This window comes from Pseudomonas sp. GV071 (assembly GCF_003050835.1).
Classification (GTDB): Bacteria; Pseudomonadota; Gammaproteobacteria; order Pseudomonadales; family Pseudomonadaceae; genus Aquipseudomonas.
In genome coordinates this window covers 536,464-562,306 of sequence record NZ_QAOJ01000001.1, presented here as the reverse complement: position 1 = coordinate 562,306, position 25,843 = coordinate 536,464, and the positions used below count along the sequence as shown (strand labels likewise).

Sequence of the window (25,843 nt, the reverse complement as noted above, 5' to 3'; positions counted from 1 at the left end):
CAATCTTCCTTGGTGGTGTTGAGGGTTCGCTTAGCGGCGCAGCGGGTCATCCCAGAATGGCCGTTCCGCTTCCTGCTCGAGGTCGGCTCGCGACAGCCCCAGGTCCTTCAGCGTAGCGTCTGGCATGCTCGCCAGCAGACGACGTTGGGCGGCCAGTTCGTTCCAGCGTTTCACCTGCTTCCACAGGCGGCTCAGCAAAGAGCCGGTGGCAGTGGTTTTCGTCCGTGGCAAGGCGGCGGCGATGGCATAACCTTTTTGTGCTTTCATGATTCAGCTCTCCATGTGCAATGCCCCCGTAAGGAGTGCGACGAACTGCAGCGCTTAGGGGATGGCGTCAGTCTCTGCCCACGGCTAAGATCAATCCAACGAATGTTTCTTATGCGACCCATTCCCTTACTTGATGAATTGAGCACCTCCATATGAGCAGCTACGTCGGCATCGACAGCGAACTGTTACGCACCTTTGTGGCCATCGCCGATCTCGGCGGTTTCACCCGTGCCGCCGAAGCCGTGAACCGCACGCAATCGGCGGTGAGCATGCAGATGAAGCGCCTGGAAGAGGACGTGGTACAGCGCGCCCTGTTCGAGCGTGAAGGCCGCCAGGTGCGGCTGACGGCCGAGGGCCAGGTGCTGCTGGGTTATGCGCGGCGGATCCTGAAACTGCATGGCGAGGTGATCAACACCTTGCGCGAGCCGCATATGGTCGGCTCGGTGCGCATCGGCACGCCGGATGACTACGTGATGCGGTTTCTCCCCGGCATTCTCTCGCGCTTCGCCCAGGCCTACCCGATGGTGCAGGTGGAGGTGCATTGCGAGTCGTCGGCGCAACTGCTGCAACGTCAGGACCTCGACCTGTCGATCGTCACCCGCATGCCCGGTGATGAGATCGGCCAACTGCTGCGCCAGGAACGTTTTGTCTGGGCCGAAGCCCAGGGTTTCAGCCCCCATGAACAAACGCCGATGCCGCTGGCGATGTTCAACAGCGATTGCTTCTGCCGCGCCTGGGCCTGCAACGCACTGGAAACCATGGACCGCGAATACCGCGTGGCCTACACCAGCCCGAGTCTGTCGGCGCTGATGGCGGTGGTCAGCGCCGGGCTGGCAGTTACCGCACAACTGCAAAGCCTGATCACCCCGGACATGCGCATCCTCGGCAAAGCCGAAGGGCTTCCGGAGCTTCCGCTGTGCAGCATCGTGCTGCTGCGCAACACCCGCACCCAGTCGCCGGTAAGCGAAAGCCTGGCGGAACATATTGTGGAAGGGTTTCGTGTGTAGCCTCGATCTCTGGAAACATGCATGGCGCATTAAACTCAAGCGCGCTAACGTTGTGCTCCTCTTCCCTTCATAACCCAGCCCGGAGGCACCGATGGCCACGCCTGAACAGCTCAAACTGGAAAACCAGCTGTGCTTCGCGCTGTATTCCACCTCGTTGCTGATGACCAAGGTGTACAAGCCGCTGCTGCAAGCGCTGAACCTCACCTACCCGCAATACCTGGCCATGTTGGTGCTGTGGGAAGGCGACGGCGTTACCGTCGGCGAACTCAGCCAGCACCTGCTCACCGATCCGGGCTCGGTCACCCCACTGCTCAAGCGCCTGGAGGCCGAAGGCCTGCTCACCCGCACCCGCAGCACCCAGGATGAACGGGTGGTGCAACTGCGCCTGACCGACAAAGGCCGCGCCCTGCAGGAACAGGCGCTGGGCGTTCCGGCGTGCATTCTCAAAGCTTCCGGTCAGCAACCTGCGGATTTGCTGGCGCTGAAAAGCGACTTGGTGACCCTGCGCGACAGCCTGCAGAACGCGGTCTAGACGCTTATTCCCGAACATGCAGGTCTTTAGATCGATTTAATCCAATTATTTATCTTGCGCGCAAACTAAATAGACACTAACTTTCACTCCCCGCACTGCTTAGCGCACAAAACTTTAGCAAGCAAACTGAATAGATAACTGGAGAATCACCATGCAAACCATCAAAGCCCTGTACACCGCCACTGCAACTGCCACCGGTGGCCGCGACGGCCGCGCTGTTTCCTCCGACGGCATTCTCGATGTAAAACTCACCACCCCGCGTGAACTCGGTGGCCAAGGTGGTGAAGCCACCAACCCGGAACAACTGTTCGCCGCCGGCTACTCGGCTTGCTTTATCGGCGCCTTGAAATTCGTTGCCGGCCAGCAGAAGAAACAATTGCCTGCCGACAGCTCGATCACCGGCAAAGTCGGCATCGGCCAGATCCCCGGCGGTTTTGGTCTGGAAGTGGAATTGAACATCTCCCTGCCAGGTTTTGATAAAGCCGACGCTGAAGCGCTGGTCGAGGCGGCCCACCAGGTGTGCCCTTACTCCAACGCCACCCGCGGCAATATCCAGGTGACCCTGAACGTCGCTGTGTAAAACCACCGCGCACAAAAAAGCCCGACCTAGGTCGGGCTTTTTTATGTCGCCGGTAAAGCCAGTTTTTAAACTGGAGCTTTAGCGCGCGATTTGTACTCGCCGGTACGGGTGTCGATTTCGATCCAGTCGTCGATCTCGCAGAAGTCAGCCACTTTGACTTCAGTGCCGTTGCTCAGCTTGGCAGGCTTCATCACTTTGCCCGAAGTATCGCCACGAGCCGAACCTTCGGTGTAGGTGATCTGGCGAACGATGGTGGTCGGCAGGTCTACCGAAACCACTTTGCCTTCGAAGAACACGGCTTCGCAGACGTCGGTCATGCCATCAACGATGAACGGCAGAACGCTTTCCAGGTCTTCGGAGTTCAGCTCGTACTGGTTGAACTCTTCGTCCATGAACACGTAGTTCGGTTCGCTGAAGTAGGAGTAAGTCACGGCAACGCGGTCCAGAATCACTGGTTCCATTTTGTCGTCGGCTTTGTAAACGGTTTCAGTGGAAGAACCGCTCAGCAGGTTCTTCAACTTCATTTTAACGATGGCGCTGTTACGACCGGATTTAGTGAATTCGGCCTTTTGGATAAGCCATGGTTGGCCGTCGATCAGGGCCACACTGTTAGGCTTCATTTCTTGTGCGGTTTTCATACGAGTATCCGAATTTGGATGGAGGTACAGAATTCTAGGCCGCGTATGATAGCCAATTTCGGTAAAACTGTACCAGCGCCGTCGCAAGATCGGCCTGAGAGGCCCATTGCAGAGCCTTCTTCTCAGCATGAGCGACCAGTTCGGCGCGCAGCCTTTGCAGGTTTACCCAGCTCGCGGCTACCCCTTCCCCGCTATTCCACGCCAGCCAGAATTGACTGAGCGCCGTTTGCGCAGCCGGCGACAAGCCCTGCTGATACAGCGCCAAAAAGGCCTGCAGTTTATCCAGATGGGCGTCTTCGTCCTGCTTATAGATGTGCCATACCAGCGGTCGACCCGCCCACAACGCGCGCACGAACGAGTCCTCGCCGCGAACCGCGTTGAAGTCGCAACACCAGAGCAGACGGTCATAGGTTTGCTGGGCGACGAAGGGCAGAATTTGCACCCGCAGTGCGCCGCGTTCGCGCACATCGCCAGCCGTCAGTGATTCGCCCAACCAGCGCTCGACATCCCCCAACACCCGCCCTTCTGGCACCAAAAGATGGCTGGTGGTTGATGCATCAGCCAAGGCACCAAGCCATTCGCCCAGGCCAAGATTTTCGTAAGCAAACAGAGAGATCAGTTGGCTGTTTGGCTCCGGCGTCACGCCCAGCGAGGCGAGAAATGCGGAGCGCGCGCGGGGATGCTGTTGCAGCTCATCACGCGCGGCGAGCAGCTTGCCCTCGCGCAACAAACCACCAGTGCCAGCAGTGAAGCCTGGGAAAAAGAAGAACTTCTGCAGGCCGTTGGATTGCATCGATGGCAAACCATGGCAACCCTCCACCCAGTCCTCGGCGCTCAGGTATTCCAGGTTCAGCCACAGCGAAGCACGCGCGCGTTCGGCCATGGCGGTGATATAGGCCGGCGGCAAGGAACAGGCAAAGGCTTCGATCACCACATCGGCCGCTGCCACCGGTTGCCATGCCGTTGGCCATTGGCAGACCTCGACGCCCTCCTGCCATTGCTGCTCCAGGGTGGCATCGGCTTGCGGGCAGATACGGGCGAACGCGCTCAGCTCGTCAACCCACAAACGCACCGCGCAGCCCTGCTCCGCCACCAGCTGCCGGGCCAGGCGCCAGGTCACGCCGATGTCGCCGAAGTTGTCCACCACGCTACAGAAAATGTCCCACTTCACGCTGAGGCTTCCCGAAAATAAGCCGGCAGTTTACCTGCAGCGCGCAAAGAAAAGCCCGTCACTTGGACGGGCTAAAGGCGCGGAGCAACGCAGAAAAAAACAGGCAACCGGGGAGTTGCCAAGTACGCCGGGGGAGCAGCGTGAAACGCTTAGGCAGCGAGCACCTCGGTGGGCTTGCTGCGCAACAGGGATTCGAAGGTCCAGAGGGTTTTGCTCAGTGCCGCCGCCTCGAACGACGTGAACGGACCGGAGCGTTGCACGCCATCGACCATCACGTACCAGCACGCCAGAAAGCCATCGGCGCGTAAGGTCGCCGGGACTGCGCTGCCAACCATGGACATGATGTTGATGTGGGCCATAACCGCCTCCAGAACGCTGTATGGGGGCTACCTTACTGGCCGCCCGGGGGTGGGCGGAAATCAGTCGGCTTGATAGTGGCTATGGGGAAATCAGATTAGACGGGCGATAGCGTAGGAGCCGCCGGGCGACTCCTACGCTCGTGGGGAGGTACTAACCGAAAACGGTAACGGTCTGGCGACTCAACGCCACTAGCTCACCGGAGGGGGTCCACAGCTGCGCGGCGATATGGCCATAGCCATCGCGGGCGTATTCGATCGTGGCCAGGTATTGGCACCATTGATCGGTGGTCAGTTTCGGCACCGGCTGCACGAACTCGATGGTCCAGGTCAGCGAACTGCCCGGCGCCGGGCTTTTCAGGAACGGCAGCACCGCTGGTGGCCAGGCATCGACCAGGGCCAGCAGGTGCGATTCAGTGACTTCACTCACCTGTTCTTCGCCACGCAGGCGTACATAGCCGCCCATTTCCCGCGACAGCGTGTTGCTGAATGGCATGCCGCCGACGGCCCAACGCATGGCCAGGTAGCGGGTAAACTCCGGAGTTACGCCTTTCAGGTACGGAAGCTCGGGACAGTCGTCCACGGCTTTCATGCTGGGTGCCGGTTGCGCTTCGACGTTGATCGCCGATTCACGGCCAGCGCCAAAGCTGCCCTGGACGATGGTCACCACCTGGCCGTTCTGCACCGCGCGGCCAAGCACCTGGCTGACCGCTTTGCCTTCGCGCAGCACTTCGGCTTCCAGGCTCACCGGGGTATCCACCGCCAGCGGCCCGACGAAGGTGATGGCCAACGAACGCACGGGGCGGTCTGCCGGCACCACAGCGCGCATGGCCTCGTACACCAGCATCGCCGCCAGGCCACCGAAACCGGCGCGGCCCTGGCCCCATTCAGCAGGCACTACCACGGCCTGAGGGTTGGCGCGGACGGCGTTGATCAACTCGGAAAAAGTCATAGAAATCTCGAACGAAAAAAGGCGTAGCTGATGGTAGGGGAAGTAAGCAGCCGGACGAAAGACGCGGAAAGTGCCGGTTTAGCCAATTGGCCGGCGGATTACGACCTTTGCACCCTAGCCATAGAAGCGCGCCAGTTGTTCCAGGGCGAGATCGGACCGCCCCTCAGCCTCGGCCAGCTCCGTTTGCCACTGCGCCACCAGCGGCGCCAGCTCAGCATCTTGCTCGGCGCGCGCCAGCCATTGCAGGCGGTCGTGCCAGGCACCCAGGGCGTTCTGCGCGCGCTTCAAGGCATTGGTGTGCTTGGCCGGCAGCTCGACCAACTGCGGGTAGGCATCGGCGCAATAGCGCACGCGTTTGATCAGAATGCGCAAACGATGGCGGTCATGCGCCGGGTCGGCCATGGCCGCGCTTAGGCGCTGGCTCTCTTTATCCAGTTTGCGCGTGACGTAGCTTTTCAGGTGCTCGGGCGCGGCGTCCTGCAGCGACTGGCGAAAGAAGCTCGGCCACAGGTCCAGCGCGCGTTGCACACGCAAGGCTTCGGGGCTGGCGATCAGCGTACGGTACTGCTCCGGTAAAGCACGCTCGCGAGGTGCGATCACCGCTTCCATGCCGCCGTGCCGACGCAATTCGCCGAGCAGCACCTCGCTGTCGCGCACCGGGCTGCTGATCCGCCCCAGCTCCGCGGCAGCGTTCACCAGCGGATCGTGCTCGACTACGTTGCGAAACGGCCGCAACAGGCTGCGCAGTTTGCGCACGGCAATCCGCACATCGTGCAGCGCCTCGCTGTCGGTGCCAGCGGCCATCCGCTCGCGGCCAGCCAGCAGGCTGATTTCCAACTGCAGCACCCGGGCAACCAGGGCATCGACAAACTCAGACATGGGTGACCACCTTAGGCCTCAATCACGTTGTAGCCAGCGCAGCGGCAATGCCCGGCGCAACGCCCGCACCTGCTGCTGCAACTGTTTGGGCGAAGCCGGCGTACCGCCGTAACGCTGCGCCTCGAAGGCGTCAGCAAAGGCACGAATGTGCCCCAGCTGTGCCGGTAACGCCAGCTCGGCCCGCTGCGCAAACGCTCGGGCGCCCTCGCCTGATTGGCGGCGCACACCATGGCGCGCCAACACACGCTCGAAACTCTGATACACGCGCTGCTGCACATCGCGCTCGCGGCGCCAGGGTTTGAACAACCACAGCCCGACCAGCAGCAACACTGCCCCGCCACCGCCCACCAGACTCAGCACCAGGTCACGGGAATCCAGACGGCCGAACCATTTCTGCAATACCTCCAGCTGGGTGCCTTGCTGGTAATCGAGCACCCAGCGTTGCCAGCCGTAGTTGAGCTCTTCCCAGCTCAGGCGCAGTTGGTTCACCCAGTTGATATGGCGATAGCGCAGCAGCGAAAGCGGGGAGTTTTCCAGGAAGCTCTGCTCTCCCACCATCGCCTCTTCGAGGCCGCGCTGAATGCGATCAGGCGCCACTTGGAACGTTGGGTCGACGGTGCTCCAGCCCACGCCCTCGCGCCAATACTCCACCCAGGCGTGAGCATCGAACTGGCGCACCTGAATGTACTGACCGCTGGGGTTCAACTCGCCACCCTGATACCCCGCCACTACCCGCGCCGGAATACCTGCCGCGCGAAGTACAAAGGCCATGGCGCCGGCGTAGTGCTCGCAGAAACCGGCGCGGGTGCCGAACAGAAAATCGTCGACGCTGTTTTCACCCACCGCCGGTGGCCGCAAGGTGTAGGTAAACGGCTCACGATTGAAGTGCTGCAACAGCGCCTGTACCAGTTTCTCCGGGGCCGGGTACTGGGCCTGCAGCTGCTGCGCCCAGGCACGGCTCTGCGGGTTGCCGTCTTTGGGCAGTTGCGTGGCCCGCCGTAACGCCGGTTTGCTCGCTTGCGGCTCGCGCAGTGCCTGGGGCCAGGAGGTGACGCGGTACACCAGGGTCTGGTCCACCGGCAAGCGCCGCTCCAGGCGAAAGTCGCCCATCAGCTGTGCGTCTTCGAGGTCAGTGCTGGCCAGGTCGAGGCCAAACAGCCAGGGCTTGTTAGTGGCCTCCATGATGATCCGGTACTTCAACGGCTCGCCTTGTGGCGTCCACTGCGGCGCGCGGGCAAAACGTGCCTCCAGTGACTGCGACCAGCGCCGGCCTTCGAACTGGTCAAGGGTCAGCGCCCGCCAATATTGCTGGCTGCGTGGCGGCAGCGGGCCGTCGAAGCTGGCGCGAAAGGCCAAGGCATCGGAGCGGCTCAATTCGGCAATATCATTGGGCGCCATGCTGTCCGATAACCCGGTAATCGCCTGGTTATTCGGCATCGGCAGCGTCCACAGCGGGCCGAAGCGCGGAAAGAACAGAAACAGCAGCACCATCAGCGGTAGCGCTTGCGCCAGCAGCCCCCCGGCCAGGCGCAGCGGCGGCCACGGGCTTTGCTGCTGTGGGCTCTGTTGCAGGCCAATCAGCGCCGCCAGCAGGCCCATCACCGGCAACAGAGTAAACACCACGGTGGTCATGCGATCGTCGAACAGGTACAGCGTCACCACCGCAAAGAAGCCCAGCAAAATCAACACCAGGGCATCGCGGCGGCTGCGCATTTCCACCAGTTTCAGAATGAACGCAGCGATCAATAGCACCACCCCGGCATCCAGGCCAATCAGGCTGCCGCGGGATAAAAACACCCCTCCGACAATGCCCACCGTCAGCCCCGACTTCAGCCAGGTCGCGGGGTATTGCGCGCGCATGCGGTAGATCTGTACTCGCCAACCGGCGCACACCAGCCATAGGGCGATGATCCACAGCGGCAAGTGTTCCAGGTGCGGAATGATCACCAGCACCTGCGCCACCAGTAGCCACAGCAGGCTGATGCGCGGGATTGGTTGCAGTGCACTCACGCTCTATCCTCCTGGTCGAACAGCGCCAAGGCACGCAGGCAGGCTTCGCGATGGGTCTCACCCACGTCCGGGCCGTACACCGCATTCGGCAAACGCAGCGCAAACGGCTGCTGGCGCTCGGACAAGGTCAGCACCCAGTGACAGAGCAGCGACAGGCGCATTTCCGGATCACCATCCAGGGCGGCGAAATCCAGCCACAGATCGCGCCCGGCCAGGGCGGCAAAATCCTTCACCAGCAGGCCGTGGCCACGGGAATAGGCTTTCCAGTGCAGGCGCCGTTTGGAGTCGCCAGGCTGGTAGGTTTTCAAGCCTTGATAGTCATCGGCACCCATTCCGAACACCCGCGCGCCTTCATCGTCGTCATCGTCCTCACGAGCGCCGGCGGCCAGCGGCAACTCGCCCGCTATCGGCCGCGGATAAACCAGCAGCGCCTGGTCCAGGTCCACCAGGCTCCAAGCCACCAGAATACCCAGCGGAAAACGACTCTCGACGCGCAAACGCCCCGGCCGCAACCAGCCACGGCGCTCGGCTGGAACCCGCAACTCACATTCGCACAGGCCGTTGCCCGGCACGTCGTAAGACTGCAGTTCCAACGGCGGCCAGCCCAAGGCAATCGACTGATGGGCGCGGCCATTGCTGCTCAGGCGAATTCTCAGCGTGGCTTGCTCGCCAACAAACACCGGGCTGCCGCCAGCCGCATGCAAGGTCAGGCCGGCAAGGTTGCGGTAGGTATGGAGGATGGCGACGATAAACACCGATGCCAGCAGGAATGTCAGGCCGTAGGCCGGACTGTTCTGGTAATTGACCCCGGCCATCAGCATCAGAAACAACGCCAGGCCGTAGGCCGCGCCAATGCGCGTGGGGATTATGAAAATCCGCCGCTGGGTCAGCAGCACGCTGGTTGCCGGCGGAATACGCCGCTGCAACCAGCGTTGCCAGCGCTGTTTGAACACAGCCATCAGGCGCGCGCCCTCAAAGCGCCGGCACTTCGCGCAGCAGCCATTGCACCAGGGCGCCACCGCCATGTCCGGCCGGGTCGGCACGCTCGCGCAAACGGTGGCCCACCACCGACGGCAACACCGCCTGCACATCCTCGGGAATCACATAATCGCGCTGGGCCAGAAACGCCCAGGCCCGGGCGGCGGCCAACAGCGCCAGGCTCGCCCGTGGTGACAGACCCCAAGCAAACTGCGGTTGGGTGCGCGTGGCTTCCACCAGGCGCAGCACGTAGTCCACCAGGGCATCGCTGGCGCGCACCTTGGGCACCTCGGCTTGCAAGGTGGCGAGCTGTTCATGACTGAGTACAGCGTCCAGTCGCGGCAACATTTCCCGCCGTGCCTCGCCGAGCAACAGCGCCTTCTCCGCCGCCTTGGCCGGATAGCCCAGGGACAAGCGCATGAGAAAACGGTCGAGCTGCGACTCCGGCAAGGCAAAGGTGCCGCCCTGGCTCACCGGGTTCTGCGTGGCAATCACAAAGAACGGCTCCGGCAGCGGCCGGGTCGCGCCCTCGATGGTCACCTGCCCCTCCTCCATGGCCTCAAGCAACGCACTCTGACTTTTCGGTGTGGCGCGGTTGATCTCATCGGCCAACACCAGCTCGGCAAAAATCGGCCCCGGATGGAACACGAACAGTCCGCTGTCCTTATCGAACACGGAAGTGCCAAGGATGTCGCCAGGCAACAGGTCCGAGGTGAATTGAATACGTTGGAAGTTCAGCCCGAGCACATTGGCCAGAGCGTGGCTGAGGGTAGTCTTGCCCATACCGGGCAGGTCTTCGATCAACAGGTGGCCGCGGGCCAACAGGCAGGTCAGCGCCAGGCGTACCTGCGGCTCCTTGCCCAACAGGATCTGATTGACCGCCGCCAGGCAGGCGTCGAGTTTGCTGTGCATGCATTACCCCTTTGTCCACGAACCCCGGATGCTACCGGGGTGTGCCGCGCTGGCAAAGGCTCTGCAACCTTTCCTGACGTTTTTGCTACGGGGGTTGGCATTTGTGTGCCGCGCGACGGCGAATAGTCCCGCCGGGGATATCCGCCGCTCAGGATCGTTAACGCAAGCGCTCAAGCATCTGGTAGTACCACATGCCCACGGCCAACATCTGATTGCCGACCCAATCGCCGAACGGCAGGCGGATATGGCTGACGCCGGCAAAGGTGTCGAATTTCTCCATCGAACCGGTTACCGCGTTGGCCATGATCTCGCCGACGATATGGGTGGTGGCCACGCCATGGCCGGAGTAGCCCTGGGCGTACCAGACGTTTTTCGACAGTTTGCCCAGCTGCGGAATGCGGTTGATGACGATGCCCATCATGCCGCTCCACTGGAACTCGATTTCCACGCCTTTCAAACGCGGGAAAGTGTGTTCGATGGCCGGGCGCAGTTCGCCGGCGATGTCGCGCGAGTCGCGGCCGGAGTAGTTGGCGCCGCCGCCGAACAGCAGGCGTTTGTCGGCGGTCATGCGGTAGTAGTCAAGCACGAAGCGGCAGTCGTAGACCGCCAGGTCCTGCGGGTTGAGCTTGGCGGCCACCTCCTCGCCCAGGGGCTTGGTCACCACGATGCCGCCAGAGGCCGGGAAGATCATGCCGGCCATCTTGCGTTTTTCCAGCTTGTGGTAGGCGTTGCCGGCGAGGATCACCGAGTTGGCCACCACGCGCCCGTGCTCGGTGACCACCACCGGCAGGTCGCCGTGGATGATGTCGATTACCGGCGACTCTTCGAACACCAGGGCGCCAAGGCTTTCAGCGGCGCGCACTTCACCCAGGCACAGGTTCAGCGAATGCAGGTGCATGTTGCGTTTGTTGTGCAGGGCGCCGTGGTAGATGTTGGTTTCCAGCAGGCTGGGCATCTCGGCGGCGCTGACGATGCGCACGTCATCGCCCATGCCGCGGCGCACCGCTTCGTCGTAGTTGGCCTTGAGGCCGTCCATGTGGCTGGGCTTGTAGGCGGCGTGCAGGTGACCGTGTTTGAGGTCGCACTGGATGTTGTATTTCTCCACGCGCTTTTTGATGATTTCGTGGCCGCGCCAGCGCAGGTTCCAGATGAAATCATCGACGTCATCGCCGAGTTTGGCGCGCATCTGTTTGCGCATCGCTTCATCGCCAGAGAGGCTGCCAGTGACCTGCCCACCATTGCGGCCGGTAGCGCCCCAGCCAACTTTCTTGGCTTCGATGATCGCCACTTTCAGGCCACGCTCGGCCAGTTCGAGGGCGGTGGAAACACCGGTGAAACCGCCACCGATAATGGCCACGTCGACCCGTACTTCGCCTTCCAGGCGTGGGTAACTGGTCTCTTGGTTCAGCGTGGCGGTGTAGTAGGAATTGCTGCGTTGCGAAGTCATAGGGTTATCCAGAATCTGCCGGCCACCGTGGTTGTCGTCCGGGGCCGGGGGCTATCAAAAATACTCAGGCCTGTTGCAGGTACCAGCGCCAGTCTTGCTCGCCGACTTCACCCATGAACTGGCGGTACTCGGCGTTTTTCACCGCGAGGTATACCCGCAGAAAGTCTTCGCCCAGGGCATCACGGGCCCAGGCGGATTTCTCCAAGGCACGCAGGGTGGTCAGCCAGTCGGTGGGCAGCACCTCGGTGGCCTGGGCATAGCCGTTGCCTTCAATCGGCGCGCCCGGATCGAGCTGCTCTCGAATGCCGCGGTGGATGCCGGCGAGAATGGCTGCTGCTGCCAGGTACGGGTTGGCGTCGGCGCCGCAAATACGGTGTTCGATGTGCCGGCTATTGGCCGGGCCGCCTGGCACCCGCAGGCTGACGGTGCGGTTGTCGACGCCCCAGGTCGGTGCCAGCGGCGCGTAGCTGTTGGCCTGGAACCGGCGGTAGGAGTTGGCATTCGGGCAGAAGAACAGCAGCGAATCGAGCAGGGTCGAGAGCATGCCACCGACTGCCTGTTTGAGCAGCGGCGTGCCTTCCGGCGCCTCGCTGGCGAACAGGTTATTGCCGGCTTTATCCGCCAGGCTCACGTGCATGTGCATGCCGGTACCGGCGATGTGGTCGAAGGGTTTGGCCATGAAGCAGGCGGTCATCCCGTGCTTGTGAGCGACTCCTTTGACCAGGCGTTTGTAGCGCACCGCTTCGTCCATCGCTTGCAGGGCGTCGGTGCGGTGTTCAAGGGTGATTTCGACCTGGCCGGGAGCGTATTCGGAGATCGCTGTGCGCGCCGGAATGCCCTGGGCTTTACAGGCGGCGTAGAGGTCGGCGAGGAACGGCTCGATCTGCTCCAGTTCGCGCAGGCCGTAGACCTGCGTGCTGTACGGGCGACCGCCATCGGCATCCAGCGCCGGTTGCGGACGGCCATGGGCATCGCGTTTCTGGTCCAACAGGTAGAACTCCAGCTCAGCGGCCATGACCGGGTAGTAGCCGTCGGCTTGCAGTTCGTTGATGACTTTTTCCAGCAGGCGGCGCGGGTCGGCAATCGCCGCTGGCATGCCCTCCTTCTCGTGCATGCTCACCTGTACGGCGGCGGTGGGCATCAAGCGCCAGGGCAAACGGGTCAGGCTGCCGGCAATCGGGTAAGCGCGGCAGTCGATATCGCCCACATCCCAGACCAGCCCGGAGTTTTCCACGTCATCGCCGTTGATGGTCAGGCCGAGGATGGTGCTCGGCAGCGGCCGACCGGTTTCGTACACGGCCAACAGCTCGTCGCGATGCAGCAGCTTGCCGCGCGGCACGCCGTTGTTGTCGATGATGAACAGCTCGAACGCCTCGATATCGGGGTTCTGTTGCAGGAAATCGCGGGCTTCTTGCGGATGGGCAAAACTCATGGGGCTCTCTCTATCTTTACGCCCGACGGCAAAACGCCGGGCAAACAGCCACACACAGACGAACGACCATCAAGGCGTCAGTGCAAGTTCGGTGGCTATGCAGGAAACGTGCAGATGCACGTGGCGGGCGTGGGCCCGATCAGAGAGAGGCGGCGTCTGGCGGACGGGCATGGCGGCAGTGCCACAAGGCCCAGAAAGCCAATTCGATGGGAAGCGAGGTGCTCAATAGAAAGGCTCTGTAAACAGATGCTTAGCAGAGTCACACATGGGCGACGCTGGCTTAAATTCAAATCTGACTATGTTTAGTTGCGGCGCTGGTAAACATTGGCGCATCAATTCAACAGCTCGCGGCTAAAGCCCCTCCCACAAAGAATCGAAGGTACCTGTGGGAGGGGCTTTAGCCGCGATGATTTTGATCACGGCAAATCGGTGCGAATCGCGGCGCGCTCTTCGATCACGTCTGCTTCAAACAGACGATCCAGTTCCATTCGCGCCTCACGGGCGGTCTGAATCACGGCGGCGGCATCGTTGTAGACCAGGTGCTGTTGGCGCAACACCTCTTCGTCGTGGTGGCGGAAGCGGCGGATGCGCGCTTCGGCCTGATCTTTACTGAGCCCCAGCTGCAGCAGGATCAAACGACCCATTTCCAGACTGGAATGGAAGGTCTCACGCACCGCGGTGGCCTCCAGGTCCATCAAATGGTGCACATGTTGGCGGTTTCGGGCACGGGCGATGACTTTGATGTGCGGGTACAGCTTGCGCACCAGGCGGGCGGTTTCGATGTTGGTTTCCGGGTTGTCAGTGGCGACGATAAACAGCTCGGCCTTGTCGACATGGGCGGCATGCAGGATTTCCGGACGCAGGGGGTCGCCGTAGAAGATCGACATACTGCCAAGGTTGCGTTGCTGCTCGACGCTTTCCACCGAGGTGTCCAGGGCCACAAACGGCACCCGCTGGGCGCGCAGCACACGGGCGACGATCTGGCCCATTCGCCCCATGCCGGCAATAACCACCCGCGGCGCATCGGCGTTGAACTGGCGGTATTCATCTGGCGGCTCGCGCTCGGCTACCGGCTGCGGTTTGAACAGTTTGCCCACCGCCAGTAGCAGCAAGGGCGTGACCGCCATCGACAGGGTGATCGACAGCACCACCAGGCCCAGCAAACGGTCGCTGAACAAGCCGTGTTGATGGGCCATATTGAACACCACAAAGGCGAACTCGCCGCCAGCGGCCAGCACCACCGCCAGGGACAGCGCCGAGCGTTTGTCCAGTTCACCCATCCAGCGCCCTACCGCATACAAAAGCGGCAACTTGGCGCAGATCAGGATCGCGGTGAAACCGAGCACCAACCAAGGCTCGCCCATCAGCAGCGCGAAGTCGGCGGTCATGCCCACGCTCATAAAGAACAAGCCGAGCAGCAAACCTTTGAACGGCTCGATCTGTGCTTCCAGTTCATGCCGGTATTCGGAATCGGCCAGCAGCAGGCCAGCGAGGAAAGCGCCAAGAGCCATGGAAATACCCGCCAGTTCCATCAGCCATGCGGTGCCCAATACCACCAGCAGCGCGGTAGCCGTCGACACCTCACGCAGGCCGGTTTTCGCCACCACGCGAAACACCGGACGCAACAGGTAACGCCCGCCAATCACGACAATGGCGATGCTGATGACGATCTTGGCCAGTTGCCCGACTTCATCGCCGGCCGAGGTGCCCTGGTGGGCGCTGCCAAGCATGGGGATCAGGGCGATCAATGGGATCGCGGCGATGTCCTGAAACAACAGAATGGCGAACGCCAGGCGCCCGTGGGGTTTGTTCAGTTCCTTGCGCTCGGCGAGAATCTGCAAGCCAAAGGCGGTAGACGACAGCGCCAGGCCCAGACCGAGAACAACCGCGCTGTTCCAGGCCTGATCGAACACCGTGTAGGCAATGCCGCCGATGATCAGCGCGCTGACCAGCACTTGCACCAAACCGACGCCGAACACCGATTTGCGCATCACCCACAGGCGCCGCGGAGACAGCTCCAGGCCGATGATGAATAGCAACAAGACCACGCCCAGCTCGGAGATCTGCGCGACGCTCTGCGGGTCGCCAATCAGGCCGAGCACCGAGGGGCCGATCAGTACGCCGGCGAGCAGATAACCCAGCACCGAGCCCAGCTGCAGACGTTTGGCCAGCGGCACTACCAGCACGGCGGCCAGCAGGAAAACCACTCCTGACTGCAGAAAACTATCGCCATGCTCCATTGCCCGTGCTCCATTGCGCTTGATTGGCCGAGGATTATCGGTAAAAACCGCATCGGTTGCATGGTGACATGTGCGCACATGGCAATGATCCGGCTGGCTTATGTGGCAGCCCGCTTGCTGGCGAAGCAGTTAAACAGGGCAGCGAGCCCGAAAGCTTCGCGAGCAAGCTCGCGCCTACACGGCCTAGGCGCCACTCGAGCAGGCATAAAAAAACCCGGCCGAGGCCGGGTTTTTTTGGGGCATCAGGCTAATTACTTGGCCTGAGCTTCCACTTCTGCTTCTACGCGACGGTTTACAGCGCGGCCCGCTTCGGTGGCGTTGTCCGCTACCGGTTTGGATTCGCCATAGCCCACTGCGTTAACACGCTCGCCACCTACACCGTACTGGTTGACCAGCACGTCACGCACGGCGTTGGCACGGCGCTCGGAGAGTTTCTGGTTGTAAGCGTCGGTACCCACGGAGTCAGTGTGACCTTCAACAGTGGTGGAAGTAGATGGGTACTGTTGCATGAAGTCAGCCAGGTTTTTGATGTCGCCATAGCTTTCTTCTTTGACTTTGGATTTGTCGAAGTCGAATTTCACGTCCAGTTCAACGCGAACCACTTCGGCCACCGCTGGGCAACCATCGGCATCGACGGTCACGTTAGCCGCGGTATCCGGGCACTTGTCTACGTTGTCGCAGACACCATCGTTGTCGCTGTCCGAGCACACTTCTGGCGCTGGAGCAGGAGCGGGTTCGGCTTTCTTGCCACCGCCGAAGTTAACGCCGATACCGACGCTTGGCGCCCACTCGGTGTCGCCCTGGTCGATGTTGTATTGAGCTTCAACACCAGCACGGGCGTAGAAGTTATCGGTGAAGTACAGCTTGGCACCGCCGCCGACGTTGGCGAAGGTGGAGCGGTTACGGCTGTTGCTGCCGTTCTGGTCGATGCTCTGGTCGGAGAAACCGGCCGAGAGGTAAGGACGCAGGGTGTCGCCCGGGGCGTTGAAGTGGAACAGCGCGTCGAGGGCGGCGTTGGCGCCTTTGACGTTCTGGCCATCTTGAGTGACGGCATTGTGGACTTCGTCGTAGGCCAGTCGCAGCTCTACGTCGTCAGTGAGGAAGTAGCCAATGGAGCCCCCGAACAGGTTGCCGTCGTTTTTGAAATCACGCTGGCTGTCGAAGTATTCCTTTTTGGCAAAGCCTTCAATCTCAACCGCACCTTGGCCTTGAGCCAACGCTTGGAAAGAGCTGGCGGCGATCAGCGAACCGATTACAACGCCTAAGGTGTTTTGCAATTTCATCCGTAAATTCCCCATATAGATTGTGCGCAGATTAACGATGCGATTAATCGACTAGGACAACGTAGTAGAGAAAGTCCACCGCCGCTAACCCAGTCAAACAAATTTTTCCGAGCTGGCCCAAGGCCAGCCGTGGCCTCTAGCTTGCTCAACTGAGATATCGGGGTGTTTATTTCGGTTCAACAAATAAATTCTTTGCCTAGCGATCTCTTGTAGGAGCGGCTTCAGCTTCGATGCTTTTGCTCAAAAAGCTCGCGGCTGAAGCCGCTCCTACAGGGTGAGCTCACGCCTAAGCTAATAACCAAATAGTATTTATTTCAAAGTTCTTAGAACCATTATTCTCTCCTTCACCGGACCACCGGACATCGTTTCCTTCTTAGTTACCGTCCAGTGGTCCGCCCGCTCAACTGCGCGCTGCGGAGCCCGTTGAGGAGTATAAAAATGAAAGCGCTCACCCCGCTCCGCCTGCTGGCAGCGTTGGCCTTCAGTGGCTTTGCCATCAGCACCCAAGCTGCCGACTTCACCGTTGCCTACCAAACAACCGTCGACCCGGCCAAAGTAGCCCAGGCCGATGGCGCCTATGAAAAAGCCAGCAACAGCAAAATCGACTGGCGCAAATTCGACAGCGGCGCCGAAGTGATCACCGCCGTAGCGTCCGGCGATGTACAGATCGGTTACGTCGGTTCCAGCCCCCTGGCTGCCGCAGCCACTCGTCAGTTGCCGGTAGAAACCTTTTTGATCGCCACTCAGATCGGCGCCGCCGAAGCCCTGGTAGCCCGTAACGGCTCCGGCATCAATTCCCCGCAAGACCTGATCGGCAAAAAAGTCGCCGTGCCATTCGTTTCCACCGGCCACTACAGCCTGCTCGCCGCCCTCAAGCATTGGAACATCGATCCGAAGAAAGTCGAGATCGTTAACCTGGCACCACCGGCCATCATTGCTGCCTGGCAGCGTGGCGATATCGACGCCACCTACGTGTGGGATCCAGCCCTGGGCAAAGCCAAAGAAACCGGCAAAGTGCTGATCACCTCGGGTGAGCTGAGCAAGCTCGGCGCGCCGACCTTCGACGCCTGGATCGTGCGCAAAGACTTCGCCGAAAAACACCCGGAAATCGTCAGCGCTTTCGCCAAAACCACCCTCGACGCCTACGCCGCTTACCGCAAAGACCCGAAAGCCTGGCTGGCCGACAAAGACAACGTGGCCAAGGTCGTAAAGCTTTCCGGCGCCAAAGCTGAAGACGTTCCAGTGCTGCTGGAAGGCAATGTGTTTCCGCTGGCAGGTGACCAGGTCACTGCGCTGGGCGAACCGACCACCAAGGCCATCACCAACACCGCCGGTTTCCTCAAGGAACAAGGCAAGGTCGACGCGGTGCTGGCGGACTACTCGCCGTACGTCAGCAACAAGTTCGTCAAATAACAAGCCGCCAAATAAGCCGATTTGAACCTCAAACCCTGGTGGCAAGCGCCATCAGGGTTACTCCGTTGGAGCACGACCATGAGCCCGTCCTTTTCCCGCCGCTTGCTGACCACCCTGGTGGTCGCTGGCCTGAGCCTCAGCGCCCAGGCGCAAGACATCATCATTGGCTACCAGACCGGTATCGACCCGAGCAAAGTGCCGCAGGCCAATGGCGGTTATGAAAAAGCCATCGGCGAAAAACTCGACTGGCGTAGGTTCAACAGCGGAGCCGAAGTGGTTACCGCGATTGCCTCCGGCGATGTGCAGATTGGCAACCTCGGTTCCAGCCCACTCGCCGCCGCCGCTACCCGTGGCCTGCCGATCGTGACCTTCGTGGTCGCCGCGCAAATCAACTCGGCCGAAGCTCTGGTGGTGCGCAAAGGCAGCAAGATTGAAAAACCCGAAGACCTGATCGGCAAAACCATTGCCACGCCGTTCGTGTCCACCTCGCACTACAGCCTGCTGGGCGCGCTCAAGCACTGGAACATCGACCCCAGCAAAGTGAAGGTGGTCAACCTCAACCCGGCGCAGATCACCGCGGCCTGGAAGCGCGGCGATATCGACGGTGCCTTTGTCTGGTCGCCAGCCCTGGGTGAAATCAAGAAAGACGGCAAGGTGCTCACCGATGCCGCTGAAGTGGGCACCTGGGGTGCGCCGACCTTCGAAGTGTGGGTGGCGCGCAAGGATTTCGCCGACAAGCATCCTGAGGTACTGGCCCAGTTCGCCAAGGTCAGCATCGATGCCTACACCGCCTACAACGCCAACAAATCCGCCTGGACTGCCGACTCCGAGCAGGTCAAGGAAATCGCCAAGTTGACCGGCGCCAACGCCGCCGACGTACCGGAACTGCTGGCCGGTTCGACCTTCCCGGAAAGCGCCGAACAGAAAACCCTGCTCAATGGCCAGACCGCCAAAGACATCGCCTCCACTGCCGTATTCCTCAAGGAACAGGGCAAGGCCGATGGCGTGCTGGCGGATTACTCGCCGTATGTGAGCAGCAAGTTCGTTCAGTAAATCGTGACGGTGGGAGAGGCTTCAGCCTCGATTCCTGCAAAAGGCAATCGAGGCTGAAGCCTCTCCCACAAAAAGTGTGTGGCACTCAACCAGAGCGAGATAACCAAAATGGCCTTGTTAGAACTGGAGCGCATCAGCGCACAGTACCCGGGCAGCACTGCACCGGTACTGGCCGACATCACCCTGAGCCTGGGGCCGCAGCAATTGCTGGTGGCCCTCGGCCCGTCGGGCAGCGGCAAGACCTCGCTGCTCAACCTGATCGCCGGCTTCGTCGCCCCCAGCAGCGGGCGCATCACCCTCGACGGCGTGCCTGTGCAAGGCCCAAGTGCCGAGCGCGGTGTGGTGTTTCAGGACGACGCCCTGCTGCCTTGGCAGAACGTGCTGGATAACGTCGCCTTCGGCCTGCAACTGGCCGGCGTGGCGCGTGCGCAGCGCGAAGCCAAAGCGCGCGAGATGCTCGCTCTGGTTGACCTCGCTGGCTTCGAGCAGCGCCAGGTCTGGCAACTCTCCGGTGGGCAGAAACAGCGTGTTGGCCTGGCCCGCGCGCTGGCCGCCGACCCGCGGGTGCTGCTGATGGACGAACCCTTCGGCGCGCTGGATGCGTTTACCCGCGAACAGATGCAAGAGCTGCTGCTACAGGTGTGGCAACGCAGCGCCAAGCCGGTATTTCTGATTACCCACGACATCGAAGAAGCGGTGTTTCTCGCCACCGACCTGGTGCTGCTGGCCCCTAATCCTGGGCAGATCGTCGAGCGCCTGCAGCTGGACTTCGGCCAGCGGTATGCCGCTGGCGAACCGGCTCGGGCGATCAAGTCCGACCCACGCTTTATCGAAACCCGCGAGCACGTGTTGGCGCAGGTGTTCTCCCAACGTCTGGCGATCCAAGCGGAGGCCCGTGTATGAGCAGCTATGAAGCCAGCCTGAACACAGGCAAAACCGCCACCAATACCCTGGATGTATTGCCGACTGCCAAGGGCGCGCGCCCTGCCCTCAGCACCCGCCTGATCAGCGTCCTGACCCTGACCGCGCTGGTGCTGATCTGGTGGGCGGTCACTGCCTACGGCCTGATCGAACCGCTGTTCCTGCCGCCGCCCTCGGCCGTGCTGCAAAAAGGCTGGTTGCTGGCCACCAGCGGCTATATGGAATCCACCCTCTGGCAGCACCTGGGCGCCAGCCTCGGGCGTATTGGCCTGGGCTTGCTGTTGGCCGTGTTGACGGCCATTCCGGTGGGTATCGCCATCGGCCGCAACCGTGTTGCCCAGGGCATTCTCGACCCGCTGATCGAGTTCTACCGGCCGATCCCACCACTGGCCTACCTGCCGCTGATCGTGATCTGGTGCGGTATCGGCGAGCTGTCCAAGGTGCTGCTGATCTACCTGGCGATCTTCGCCCCCATCGCCATTGCCACCGCCACCGGCGTGCGCACTGTCGACCCGGCGAAATTGCGCGCAGCGCAGTCGTTGGGGGCCAGCCGCGGCCAGTTGATTCGCCATGTAATTTTGCCCAGCGCCCTGCCCGATATCCTCACTGGTGTGCGCATTGGCCTGGGCGTGGGCTGGTCGACCCTGGTGGCGGCCGAGCTGATCGCGGCCACCAGCGGCCTGGGTTTTATGGTGCAGTCGGCGGCGCAGTTTCTGGTCACCGATGTGGTGATTCTCGGGATTCTGGTGATCGCCGTTATCGCCTTTGCGCTGGAGATGAGCTTGCGTGCCTTACAACGCCGTCTGGTCCCTTGGCACGGCCAGTCCCACTAGTTTTTCCATGACGCGCCGGCCACGACCGGCGCGCATTCACCTCCCTTTGCGCTGCATCCACTGCCACGTACGAGAACGACCATGAGCCTGCACATCACCCCTTTGAGTTCCGCCCTTGGCGCCCAGGTTGAAGGCATCACCCTTAGCGAACCGCTGAGCAACACCAACCGGGCAGCAATCGAACACGCCCTGCTGGACCATCAGGTGCTGTTCTTCCGCAACCAGCCGATCACGCCGCAGCAGCAAGCACGTTTTGCCGCGAGTTTTGGCGACCTGCACATTCACCCGATCTACCCCAACGTGCCGGAGCAGCCGGAAGTGCTGATTCTCGACACGGCGGTGACCGACGTGCGTGACAACGCCATCTGGCACACCGACGTCACCTTCCTGCCGGAACCGGCGATGGGCGCCGTGCTCAGCGCCAAGCTGCTGCCGGCCAAAGGCGGCGACACCTTGTGGGCCAGCGGCATTGCTGCCTATGACGCCCTGTCTGCGCCCTTGCAAGGCCTGCTAAACGGCCTCACTGCTACCCACGATTTCACTCGCTCGTTCCCCCTCGAGCGCTACGGCAGCACCCCGCAAGACTACGCACGCTGGGACGAAACCCGACGCAAGCACCCGCCGCAATCGCACCCGGTGGTACGCACCCACCCAGTCAGTGGGCGCAAGGCGTTGTTCGTCAGCGAAGGCTTCACCAGCAAGATCAACGAGCTGGAGCCGGCAGAAAGCCAGGCGCTGCTGACCTTCCTGTTTGCCCATGCAACCAAACCGGAATTTTTCGTGCGCTGGCGCTGGCAGGAAAACGACGTGGCCTTCTGGGACAATCGCGTGACCCAACACTACGCCGTCGACGACTACCGCCCGGCCCGCCGCGTCATGCAACGCGCCACGATTCTGGGTGACAAGCCGTTTTAAGATCACATGCATCGCGGCTAAAGCCCCTCCCACAGTACCGAGGTGCCTTGTGGGAGGGGGCGTTAGCCGCGATCTGGCCAGACCCGCCCCCATAAAATCTCAAAAAATAGACACACTCTCAAAAAATAGACACTGCTTTACCAAGCCTTTCCCCTCTTCCTCCTGCCTTCCCGTCTCAATTCTGAGACGCCCCTCATCAACGTCCGCAGAAAATAAAAACAAACACCTTAAATATCAACTAGTTACATAAATGGCACGCATCTCGCTATAGCTCCCAGCGCGGCACAGACCGCACTCAAAAAACAACAACAATATGCTGGAGATCCCCATGAGCCACTCGCTCAGCCAGGCCGTCATGTTCGCTACCCTCAGCACCGGCTTCTGCTTTTCCACGGCGGCCCAGGCCGACTTCGTCAAAGACAGCAAAGCCAACCTCGAACTGCGCAATTTCTATTTCAACCGTGATTTCCGCCAAGACGGCGCCGCCCAGTCCAAGCAGGACGAATGGGCGCAAGGCTTTCTGCTTCGTTACGAGTCGGGCTACACCGCCGGCACCATTGGCTTAGGTGTCGACGCCATCGGCCTGCTCGGACTCAAGCTCGACTCCAGCCCCGACCGCGCCGGCTCCGGCCTTCTGCCCCGTGGCCGTAGCGCGCCACGGGAAGCGGCGGACGACTACAGCGAGCTCGGCCTGACCGCCAAGTTCAAGGCCTCCAGCAGCGTGCTCAAAGTCGGCACCCTGCTGCCCAAGCTGCCCACCACCCTGGCCAACGACTCACGCCTGCTACCGCAAACATTCCAGGGCGCGCACCTGAACTCTACCGAGTTCGCCGGCCTGACCCTGGATGCCGGGCGCCTGACCCAGGTGAGCATTCGCGACTCGTCCAACAGCGAAGACATGACCGTCACCACTGGCAGCGCCCGCCGCATAGTCGCCAGCACCACCAGCGACGAATTCGACTTTGCCGGCGCCAGCTACAAATGGAACGACCAACTCACCACCGGCTACAACTACGGCAAGCTCGACAACCTGTATGACCAGCACCTGGTCAACCTCACCTACCTGCTGCCGATCACCACCGGCCAGGCGCTGAAGACCGACCTGCGCTACGGCCGCTCAGAGGACGATGGCCGCAGCAACGTCGACAACCGTGCCCTCGGCGCCCTGTTCACCTACAGCCTGGGCGGCCATGCGTTTGGCCTGGGCTACCAGAAAATGAGCGGCGACACCGGCTTCGCCTACATCGGCGGCACCGACGCATTCCTGGTCAACTTCGTGCAGATCGGCGATTTCGCCAACGCCGACGAGCGCTCCTGGCAAGCGCGCTACGATTACAACTTCGCCAGCATCGGCGTGCCGGGGCTGACCTTCATGACCCGCTACCTGAGCGGCGACAACATCAGCCTGGCCAACGGCAGCGAAGGCAAGGAGTGGGAGCGCAACACCGACATCGCCTACGTGATTCAGGACGGCCCGCTGAAAAACCTCGGGGTGAAATGGCGCAACGCGACCGTACGCTCGACCAATTTCGGTAATGACCTGGACGAAAACCGCCTGATCGTCAGTTACAGCCTGGCGCTGTGGTAGCTGCTCAGTGAAAAAAGCGGCGAATCAAATCGCCGCTTCGCTACTCCATAAAACACAGCTTCACCACCAAATAAGAACAAAACACCGGGCGGCGATCCCGCCCGGAATCAGGAGATCGCTTCATGAGTGTGATCATCGCCCTCGCCGCTCTAGCCCTGTTGATGCTCGCAGCCTACCGCGGCTACAGCGTCATTCTGTTTGCGCCGATTGCCGCGCTGGGAGCGGTATTGCTTACCGACCCCTCCGCCGTGGCGCCCGCCTTCACCGGCGTGTTCATGGAAAAAATGGTCGGCTTCGTCAAACTCTACTTCCCGGTGTTTCTGCTCGGCGCGGTGTTCGGCAAGCTGATCGAGTTGTCGGGTTTCTCGCGCTCGATTGTCGCGGCGGCCATCCGTTTGCTCGGCACGCGCCAGGCGATGCTGGTGATCGTGCTGGTCTGCGCGCTACTGACCTACGGCGGCGTGTCGCTGTTCGTGGTGGTGTTTGCGGTGTATCCGTTTGCCGCCGAGATGTTCCGCCAAAGCGATATTCCCAAGCGCCTGATTCCGGCCACCATCGCCCTCGGCGCCTTCAGCTTCACCATGGACGCCCTGCCCGGCACCCCGCAGATTCAAAACATCATCCCCACCACCTTCTTCGGCACCACCTCCTGGGCGGCACCGTGGCTTGGTCTGGTCGGCACCGTGTTCGTATTTACCGCCGGTATGTTCTACCTGCGCCGCCAGCTGCGCAAAGCCAAGGCCGCGGGTGAGGGATACGGCACAGAGCTTCGCAACGAGCCGGAAACCGCTGAAGACATTGCCCTGCCCAACCCATGGTTGGCGCTGTCGCCGCTGCTTCTGGTGGGCATCGCCAACCTGCTGTTCACCCGGTGGATTCCGGAAATCTACGGCAAGACCCACACCCTGCAACTGGCCGGCATGGCCCAACCGGTAACCAGTGAAGTGGCCAAACTGACTGGCATCTGGGCGGTACAGGCGGCGCTGCTGCTGGGTATTTTACTGGTGTTGATCTGTGGCTTCCGGGCGATCAAGTCCAAGCTCGCCGAAGGCACCAAAACCGCCGTTGGCGGCGCCTTGCTGGCGTCGATGAATACCGCCTCGGAATATGGCTTTGGCGCGGTAATCGCCTCGCTGCCAGGCTTCCTGGTGCTGGCCGATGCACTGAAAACCATCCCCAACCCGCTGGTCAATGAAGCCGTCACTGTCACCCTGCTGGCGGGCATCACCGGTTCCGCTTCGGGCGGTATGAGCATTGCACTGGCAGCCATGTCGCACACCTTTATCGAGGCCGCCAACGCCGCCAACATTCCCCTGGAAGTGCTGCACCGCGTAGCCGCCATGGCCAGCGGCGGCATGGACACCCTGCCGCACAACGGCGCGGTGATCACCCTGCTGGCGGTGACGGGCCTGACTCACCGTGAAGCCTATAAAGACATTTTCGGCATCACCCTGATCAAGACACTGGCGGTGTTCGTGGTGATCGGCACCTTCTACGCTACTGGCATCGTTTAACCGCGTTAACCAAGGCCTGGCGGGCCCGTTGGCTCGCCTTCCCCAAGGAGAAATGTATGAGTTTGCAAGGCAAAACCGCACTGGTCACCGGCTCCACCAGCGGCATCGGTCTGGGCATTGCCCTGGTGTTGGCCAAAGCCGGCGCCAACCTGGTGCTCAATGGCTTTGGCGATGCCAAGGCGGCCATCGATGAAGTGGCGGCGTTTGGCGGCAAGGTCGGCCATCATCCTGCCGACGTTTCCAAGGTCGCAGAAATCGAAGACCTGATCGCCTACGCCGAACGCGAATTCGGCGGCGTCGACATCCTCGTCAACAACGCTGGCATCCAGTACGTGGCGCCGGTGGAAGAATTCCCGGTGGAACGTTGGGACGCGATCATCGCCATCAACCTCACCTCCGCCTTCCACACCACCCGCCTGACCCTGCCCGGCATGCGCACGCGCAACTGGGGGCGGATCATCAACATCGCCTCGGCCCATGGCCTGGCGGCGTCTGCGGGTAAAAGCGCGTATGTCGCGGCCAAACACGGTCTGGTCGGCCTGACCAAAAGCGTGGCCCTGGAAACCGCCACCACGGGGGTTACCTGCAACGCCATCTGCCCCGGCTGGGTGCTGACGCCACTGGTGCAAAAACAGATCGACGACCGCGCCCAAGCCACCGGCGACGCACAACAGGCGCGGCATGATTTGCTCGCAGAGAAACAGCCCTCGCTGGACTTCGTCACGCCTGAGCAACTGGGCGAACTGGCGCTGTTCCTGTGCAGTGATGCAGCCGTGCAGGTGCGTGGTGCGGCATGGAATATGGATGGCGGGTGGTTGGCCAGATAAACCATCAAGAGCTGGTGTGCTGCGCGCACCAGGGTTTGTGGCACATGCTGATTTTTAGAAGGAACCGAGCTTGAAGCGTCGACGTCACAACGGTG

24 protein-coding genes and 1 pseudogene are annotated in these 25,843 nt (G+C 61.5%); 11 read left to right on the top strand and 14 right to left on the bottom strand.

Annotated elements, in window-relative coordinates; translation table 11 throughout:
* Nucleotides 1-30: 30 nt before the first annotated feature.
* On the bottom strand, nucleotides 31-267 hold the full coding sequence (locus C8K61_RS02500) for a DUF1127 domain-containing protein (RefSeq protein WP_108094587.1): 237 nt from the start codon (nucleotides 265-267) through the stop codon (nucleotides 31-33).
* Nucleotides 268-419: 152 nt separating this feature from the next.
* Between C8K61_RS02500 and C8K61_RS02495 the strand changes: the two genes are divergently transcribed.
* The 3 genes from C8K61_RS02495 to C8K61_RS02485 all read left to right on the top strand — a co-directional run bounded on the left by C8K61_RS02495 (nucleotide 420) and on the right by C8K61_RS02485 (nucleotide 2,386).
* Nucleotides 420-1,274 carry a LysR substrate-binding domain-containing protein gene (locus tag C8K61_RS02495; RefSeq protein ID WP_108094586.1) on the top strand — a complete coding sequence of 285 codons (855 nt, stop codon included), beginning with the start codon at nucleotides 420-422 and terminating at the stop codon, nucleotides 1,272-1,274.
* A gap of 91 nt (nucleotides 1,275-1,365) precedes the next feature.
* Complete coding sequence (locus tag C8K61_RS02490) at nucleotides 1,366-1,806, top strand: MarR family winged helix-turn-helix transcriptional regulator (RefSeq protein WP_108094585.1); 441 nt, start codon at nucleotides 1,366-1,368, stop codon at nucleotides 1,804-1,806.
* A gap of 151 nt (nucleotides 1,807-1,957) precedes the next feature.
* On the top strand, nucleotides 1,958-2,386 hold the full coding sequence (locus C8K61_RS02485; protein WP_108094584.1) for an organic hydroperoxide resistance protein: 429 nt from the start codon (nucleotides 1,958-1,960) through the stop codon (nucleotides 2,384-2,386).
* Nucleotides 2,387-2,451: 65 nt separating this feature from the next.
* On the opposite strand, the gene efp is transcribed toward C8K61_RS02485, so the two are convergent.
* From efp to C8K61_RS02425, 13 genes and pseudogenes are all read right to left on the bottom strand, one after another.
* Nucleotides 2,452-3,024, bottom strand: coding sequence for an elongation factor P (efp, locus tag C8K61_RS02480; RefSeq protein ID WP_108094583.1), 573 nt, complete (start codon nucleotides 3,022-3,024; stop codon nucleotides 2,452-2,454).
* A 34-nt stretch (nucleotides 3,025-3,058) separates the two neighbouring features.
* Nucleotides 3,059-4,195, bottom strand: a complete 1,137-nt coding sequence (gene earP, locus C8K61_RS02475) for an elongation factor P maturation arginine rhamnosyltransferase EarP (RefSeq protein WP_108094582.1) — start codon at nucleotides 4,193-4,195, stop codon at nucleotides 3,059-3,061.
* 149 nt (nucleotides 4,196-4,344) lie between these two features.
* The gene (locus C8K61_RS02470) at nucleotides 4,345-4,554 is read right to left on the bottom strand and encodes a hypothetical protein (protein WP_108094581.1); all 210 of its coding nucleotides are present in this window, start codon (nucleotides 4,552-4,554) and stop codon (nucleotides 4,345-4,347) included.
* 151 nt (nucleotides 4,555-4,705) lie between these two features.
* Nucleotides 4,706-5,503, bottom strand: coding sequence for an acyl-CoA thioesterase II (locus C8K61_RS02465; protein WP_108094580.1), 798 nt, complete (start codon nucleotides 5,501-5,503; stop codon nucleotides 4,706-4,708).
* 114 nt (nucleotides 5,504-5,617) lie between these two features.
* Complete coding sequence (locus C8K61_RS02460) at nucleotides 5,618-6,382, bottom strand: CHAD domain-containing protein (RefSeq protein ID WP_108094579.1); 765 nt, start codon at nucleotides 6,380-6,382, stop codon at nucleotides 5,618-5,620.
* An 18-nt stretch (nucleotides 6,383-6,400) separates the two neighbouring features.
* Entirely contained in the window at nucleotides 6,401-8,392 is a 1,992-nt protein-coding gene (locus C8K61_RS02455) for a DUF3488 and transglutaminase-like domain-containing protein (RefSeq protein ID WP_108094578.1), read from the bottom strand.
* Entirely contained in the window at nucleotides 8,389-9,351 is a 963-nt protein-coding gene (locus tag C8K61_RS02450; RefSeq protein WP_108094577.1) for a DUF58 domain-containing protein, read from the bottom strand. The genes C8K61_RS02455 and C8K61_RS02450 overlap by 4 nt, the downstream gene beginning before the upstream one ends.
* Nucleotides 9,352-9,364: 13 nt before the next feature.
* Nucleotides 9,365-10,282 carry a MoxR family ATPase gene (locus C8K61_RS02445; protein WP_108094576.1) on the bottom strand — a complete coding sequence of 306 codons (918 nt, stop codon included), beginning with the start codon at nucleotides 10,280-10,282 and terminating at the stop codon, nucleotides 9,365-9,367.
* Between the two features lie 157 nt (nucleotides 10,283-10,439).
* On the bottom strand, nucleotides 10,440-11,729 hold the full coding sequence (locus C8K61_RS02440) for an FAD-binding oxidoreductase (RefSeq protein WP_108094575.1): 1,290 nt from the start codon (nucleotides 11,727-11,729) through the stop codon (nucleotides 10,440-10,442).
* A 64-nt stretch (nucleotides 11,730-11,793) separates the two neighbouring features.
* On the bottom strand, nucleotides 11,794-13,161 hold the full coding sequence (locus C8K61_RS02435; protein WP_108094574.1) for a glutamine synthetase family protein: 1,368 nt from the start codon (nucleotides 13,159-13,161) through the stop codon (nucleotides 11,794-11,796).
* Nucleotides 13,162-13,577: 416 nt separating this feature from the next.
* Nucleotides 13,578-14,288: an NAD-binding protein gene (locus C8K61_RS27150; protein WP_371919962.1), complete on the bottom strand. Its 711-nt coding sequence runs from the start codon at nucleotides 14,286-14,288 to the stop codon at nucleotides 13,578-13,580.
* A pseudogene (locus tag C8K61_RS27145) lies at nucleotides 14,280-15,401 on the bottom strand (monovalent cation:proton antiporter-2 (CPA2) family protein); the annotation flags it as partial. The gene C8K61_RS27150 and the pseudogene C8K61_RS27145, both read right to left, overlap by 9 nt.
* 251 nt (nucleotides 15,402-15,652) lie before the next feature.
* On the bottom strand, nucleotides 15,653-16,684 hold the full coding sequence (locus C8K61_RS02425; RefSeq protein ID WP_108094572.1) for an OmpA family protein: 1,032 nt from the start codon (nucleotides 16,682-16,684) through the stop codon (nucleotides 15,653-15,655).
* A 438-nt stretch (nucleotides 16,685-17,122) separates the two neighbouring features.
* Between C8K61_RS02425 and tauA (C8K61_RS02420) the strand changes: the two genes are divergently transcribed.
* The 8 genes from tauA (C8K61_RS02420) (at nucleotide 17,123) to C8K61_RS02385 (ending at nucleotide 25,748) form a co-directional block, all read left to right on the top strand.
* Nucleotides 17,123-18,097, top strand: a complete 975-nt coding sequence (gene tauA / locus C8K61_RS02420) for a taurine ABC transporter substrate-binding protein (protein WP_108094571.1) — start codon at nucleotides 17,123-17,125, stop codon at nucleotides 18,095-18,097.
* Nucleotides 18,098-18,175: 78 nt separating this feature from the next.
* Nucleotides 18,176-19,150, top strand: a complete 975-nt coding sequence (gene tauA, locus C8K61_RS02415; RefSeq protein WP_108094570.1) for a taurine ABC transporter substrate-binding protein — start codon at nucleotides 18,176-18,178, stop codon at nucleotides 19,148-19,150.
* A gap of 108 nt (nucleotides 19,151-19,258) precedes the next feature.
* Complete coding sequence (gene tauB / locus C8K61_RS02410) at nucleotides 19,259-20,053, top strand: taurine ABC transporter ATP-binding subunit (protein WP_108094569.1); 795 nt, start codon at nucleotides 19,259-19,261, stop codon at nucleotides 20,051-20,053.
* Nucleotides 20,050-20,904 (top strand): taurine ABC transporter permease TauC, encoded by an 855-nt coding sequence (tauC, locus tag C8K61_RS02405; protein WP_108094568.1) that lies wholly within the window; start codon nucleotides 20,050-20,052, stop codon nucleotides 20,902-20,904. The genes tauB and tauC overlap by 4 nt, the downstream gene beginning before the upstream one ends.
* Before the next feature lie 81 nt (nucleotides 20,905-20,985).
* Nucleotides 20,986-21,819: a taurine dioxygenase gene (gene tauD, locus C8K61_RS02400; RefSeq protein WP_108094567.1), complete on the top strand. Its 834-nt coding sequence runs from the start codon at nucleotides 20,986-20,988 to the stop codon at nucleotides 21,817-21,819.
* Between the two features lie 328 nt (nucleotides 21,820-22,147).
* Entirely contained in the window at nucleotides 22,148-23,407 is a 1,260-nt protein-coding gene (locus C8K61_RS02395; protein WP_108094566.1) for an OprD family porin, read from the top strand.
* A gap of 122 nt (nucleotides 23,408-23,529) precedes the next feature.
* Nucleotides 23,530-24,921: a GntP family permease gene (locus C8K61_RS02390; protein WP_108094565.1), complete on the top strand. Its 1,392-nt coding sequence runs from the start codon at nucleotides 23,530-23,532 to the stop codon at nucleotides 24,919-24,921.
* Between the two features lie 56 nt (nucleotides 24,922-24,977).
* Nucleotides 24,978-25,748, top strand: coding sequence for a 3-hydroxybutyrate dehydrogenase (locus tag C8K61_RS02385; RefSeq protein ID WP_108094564.1), 771 nt, complete (start codon nucleotides 24,978-24,980; stop codon nucleotides 25,746-25,748).
* Nucleotides 25,749-25,843 lie beyond the last annotated feature (95 nt).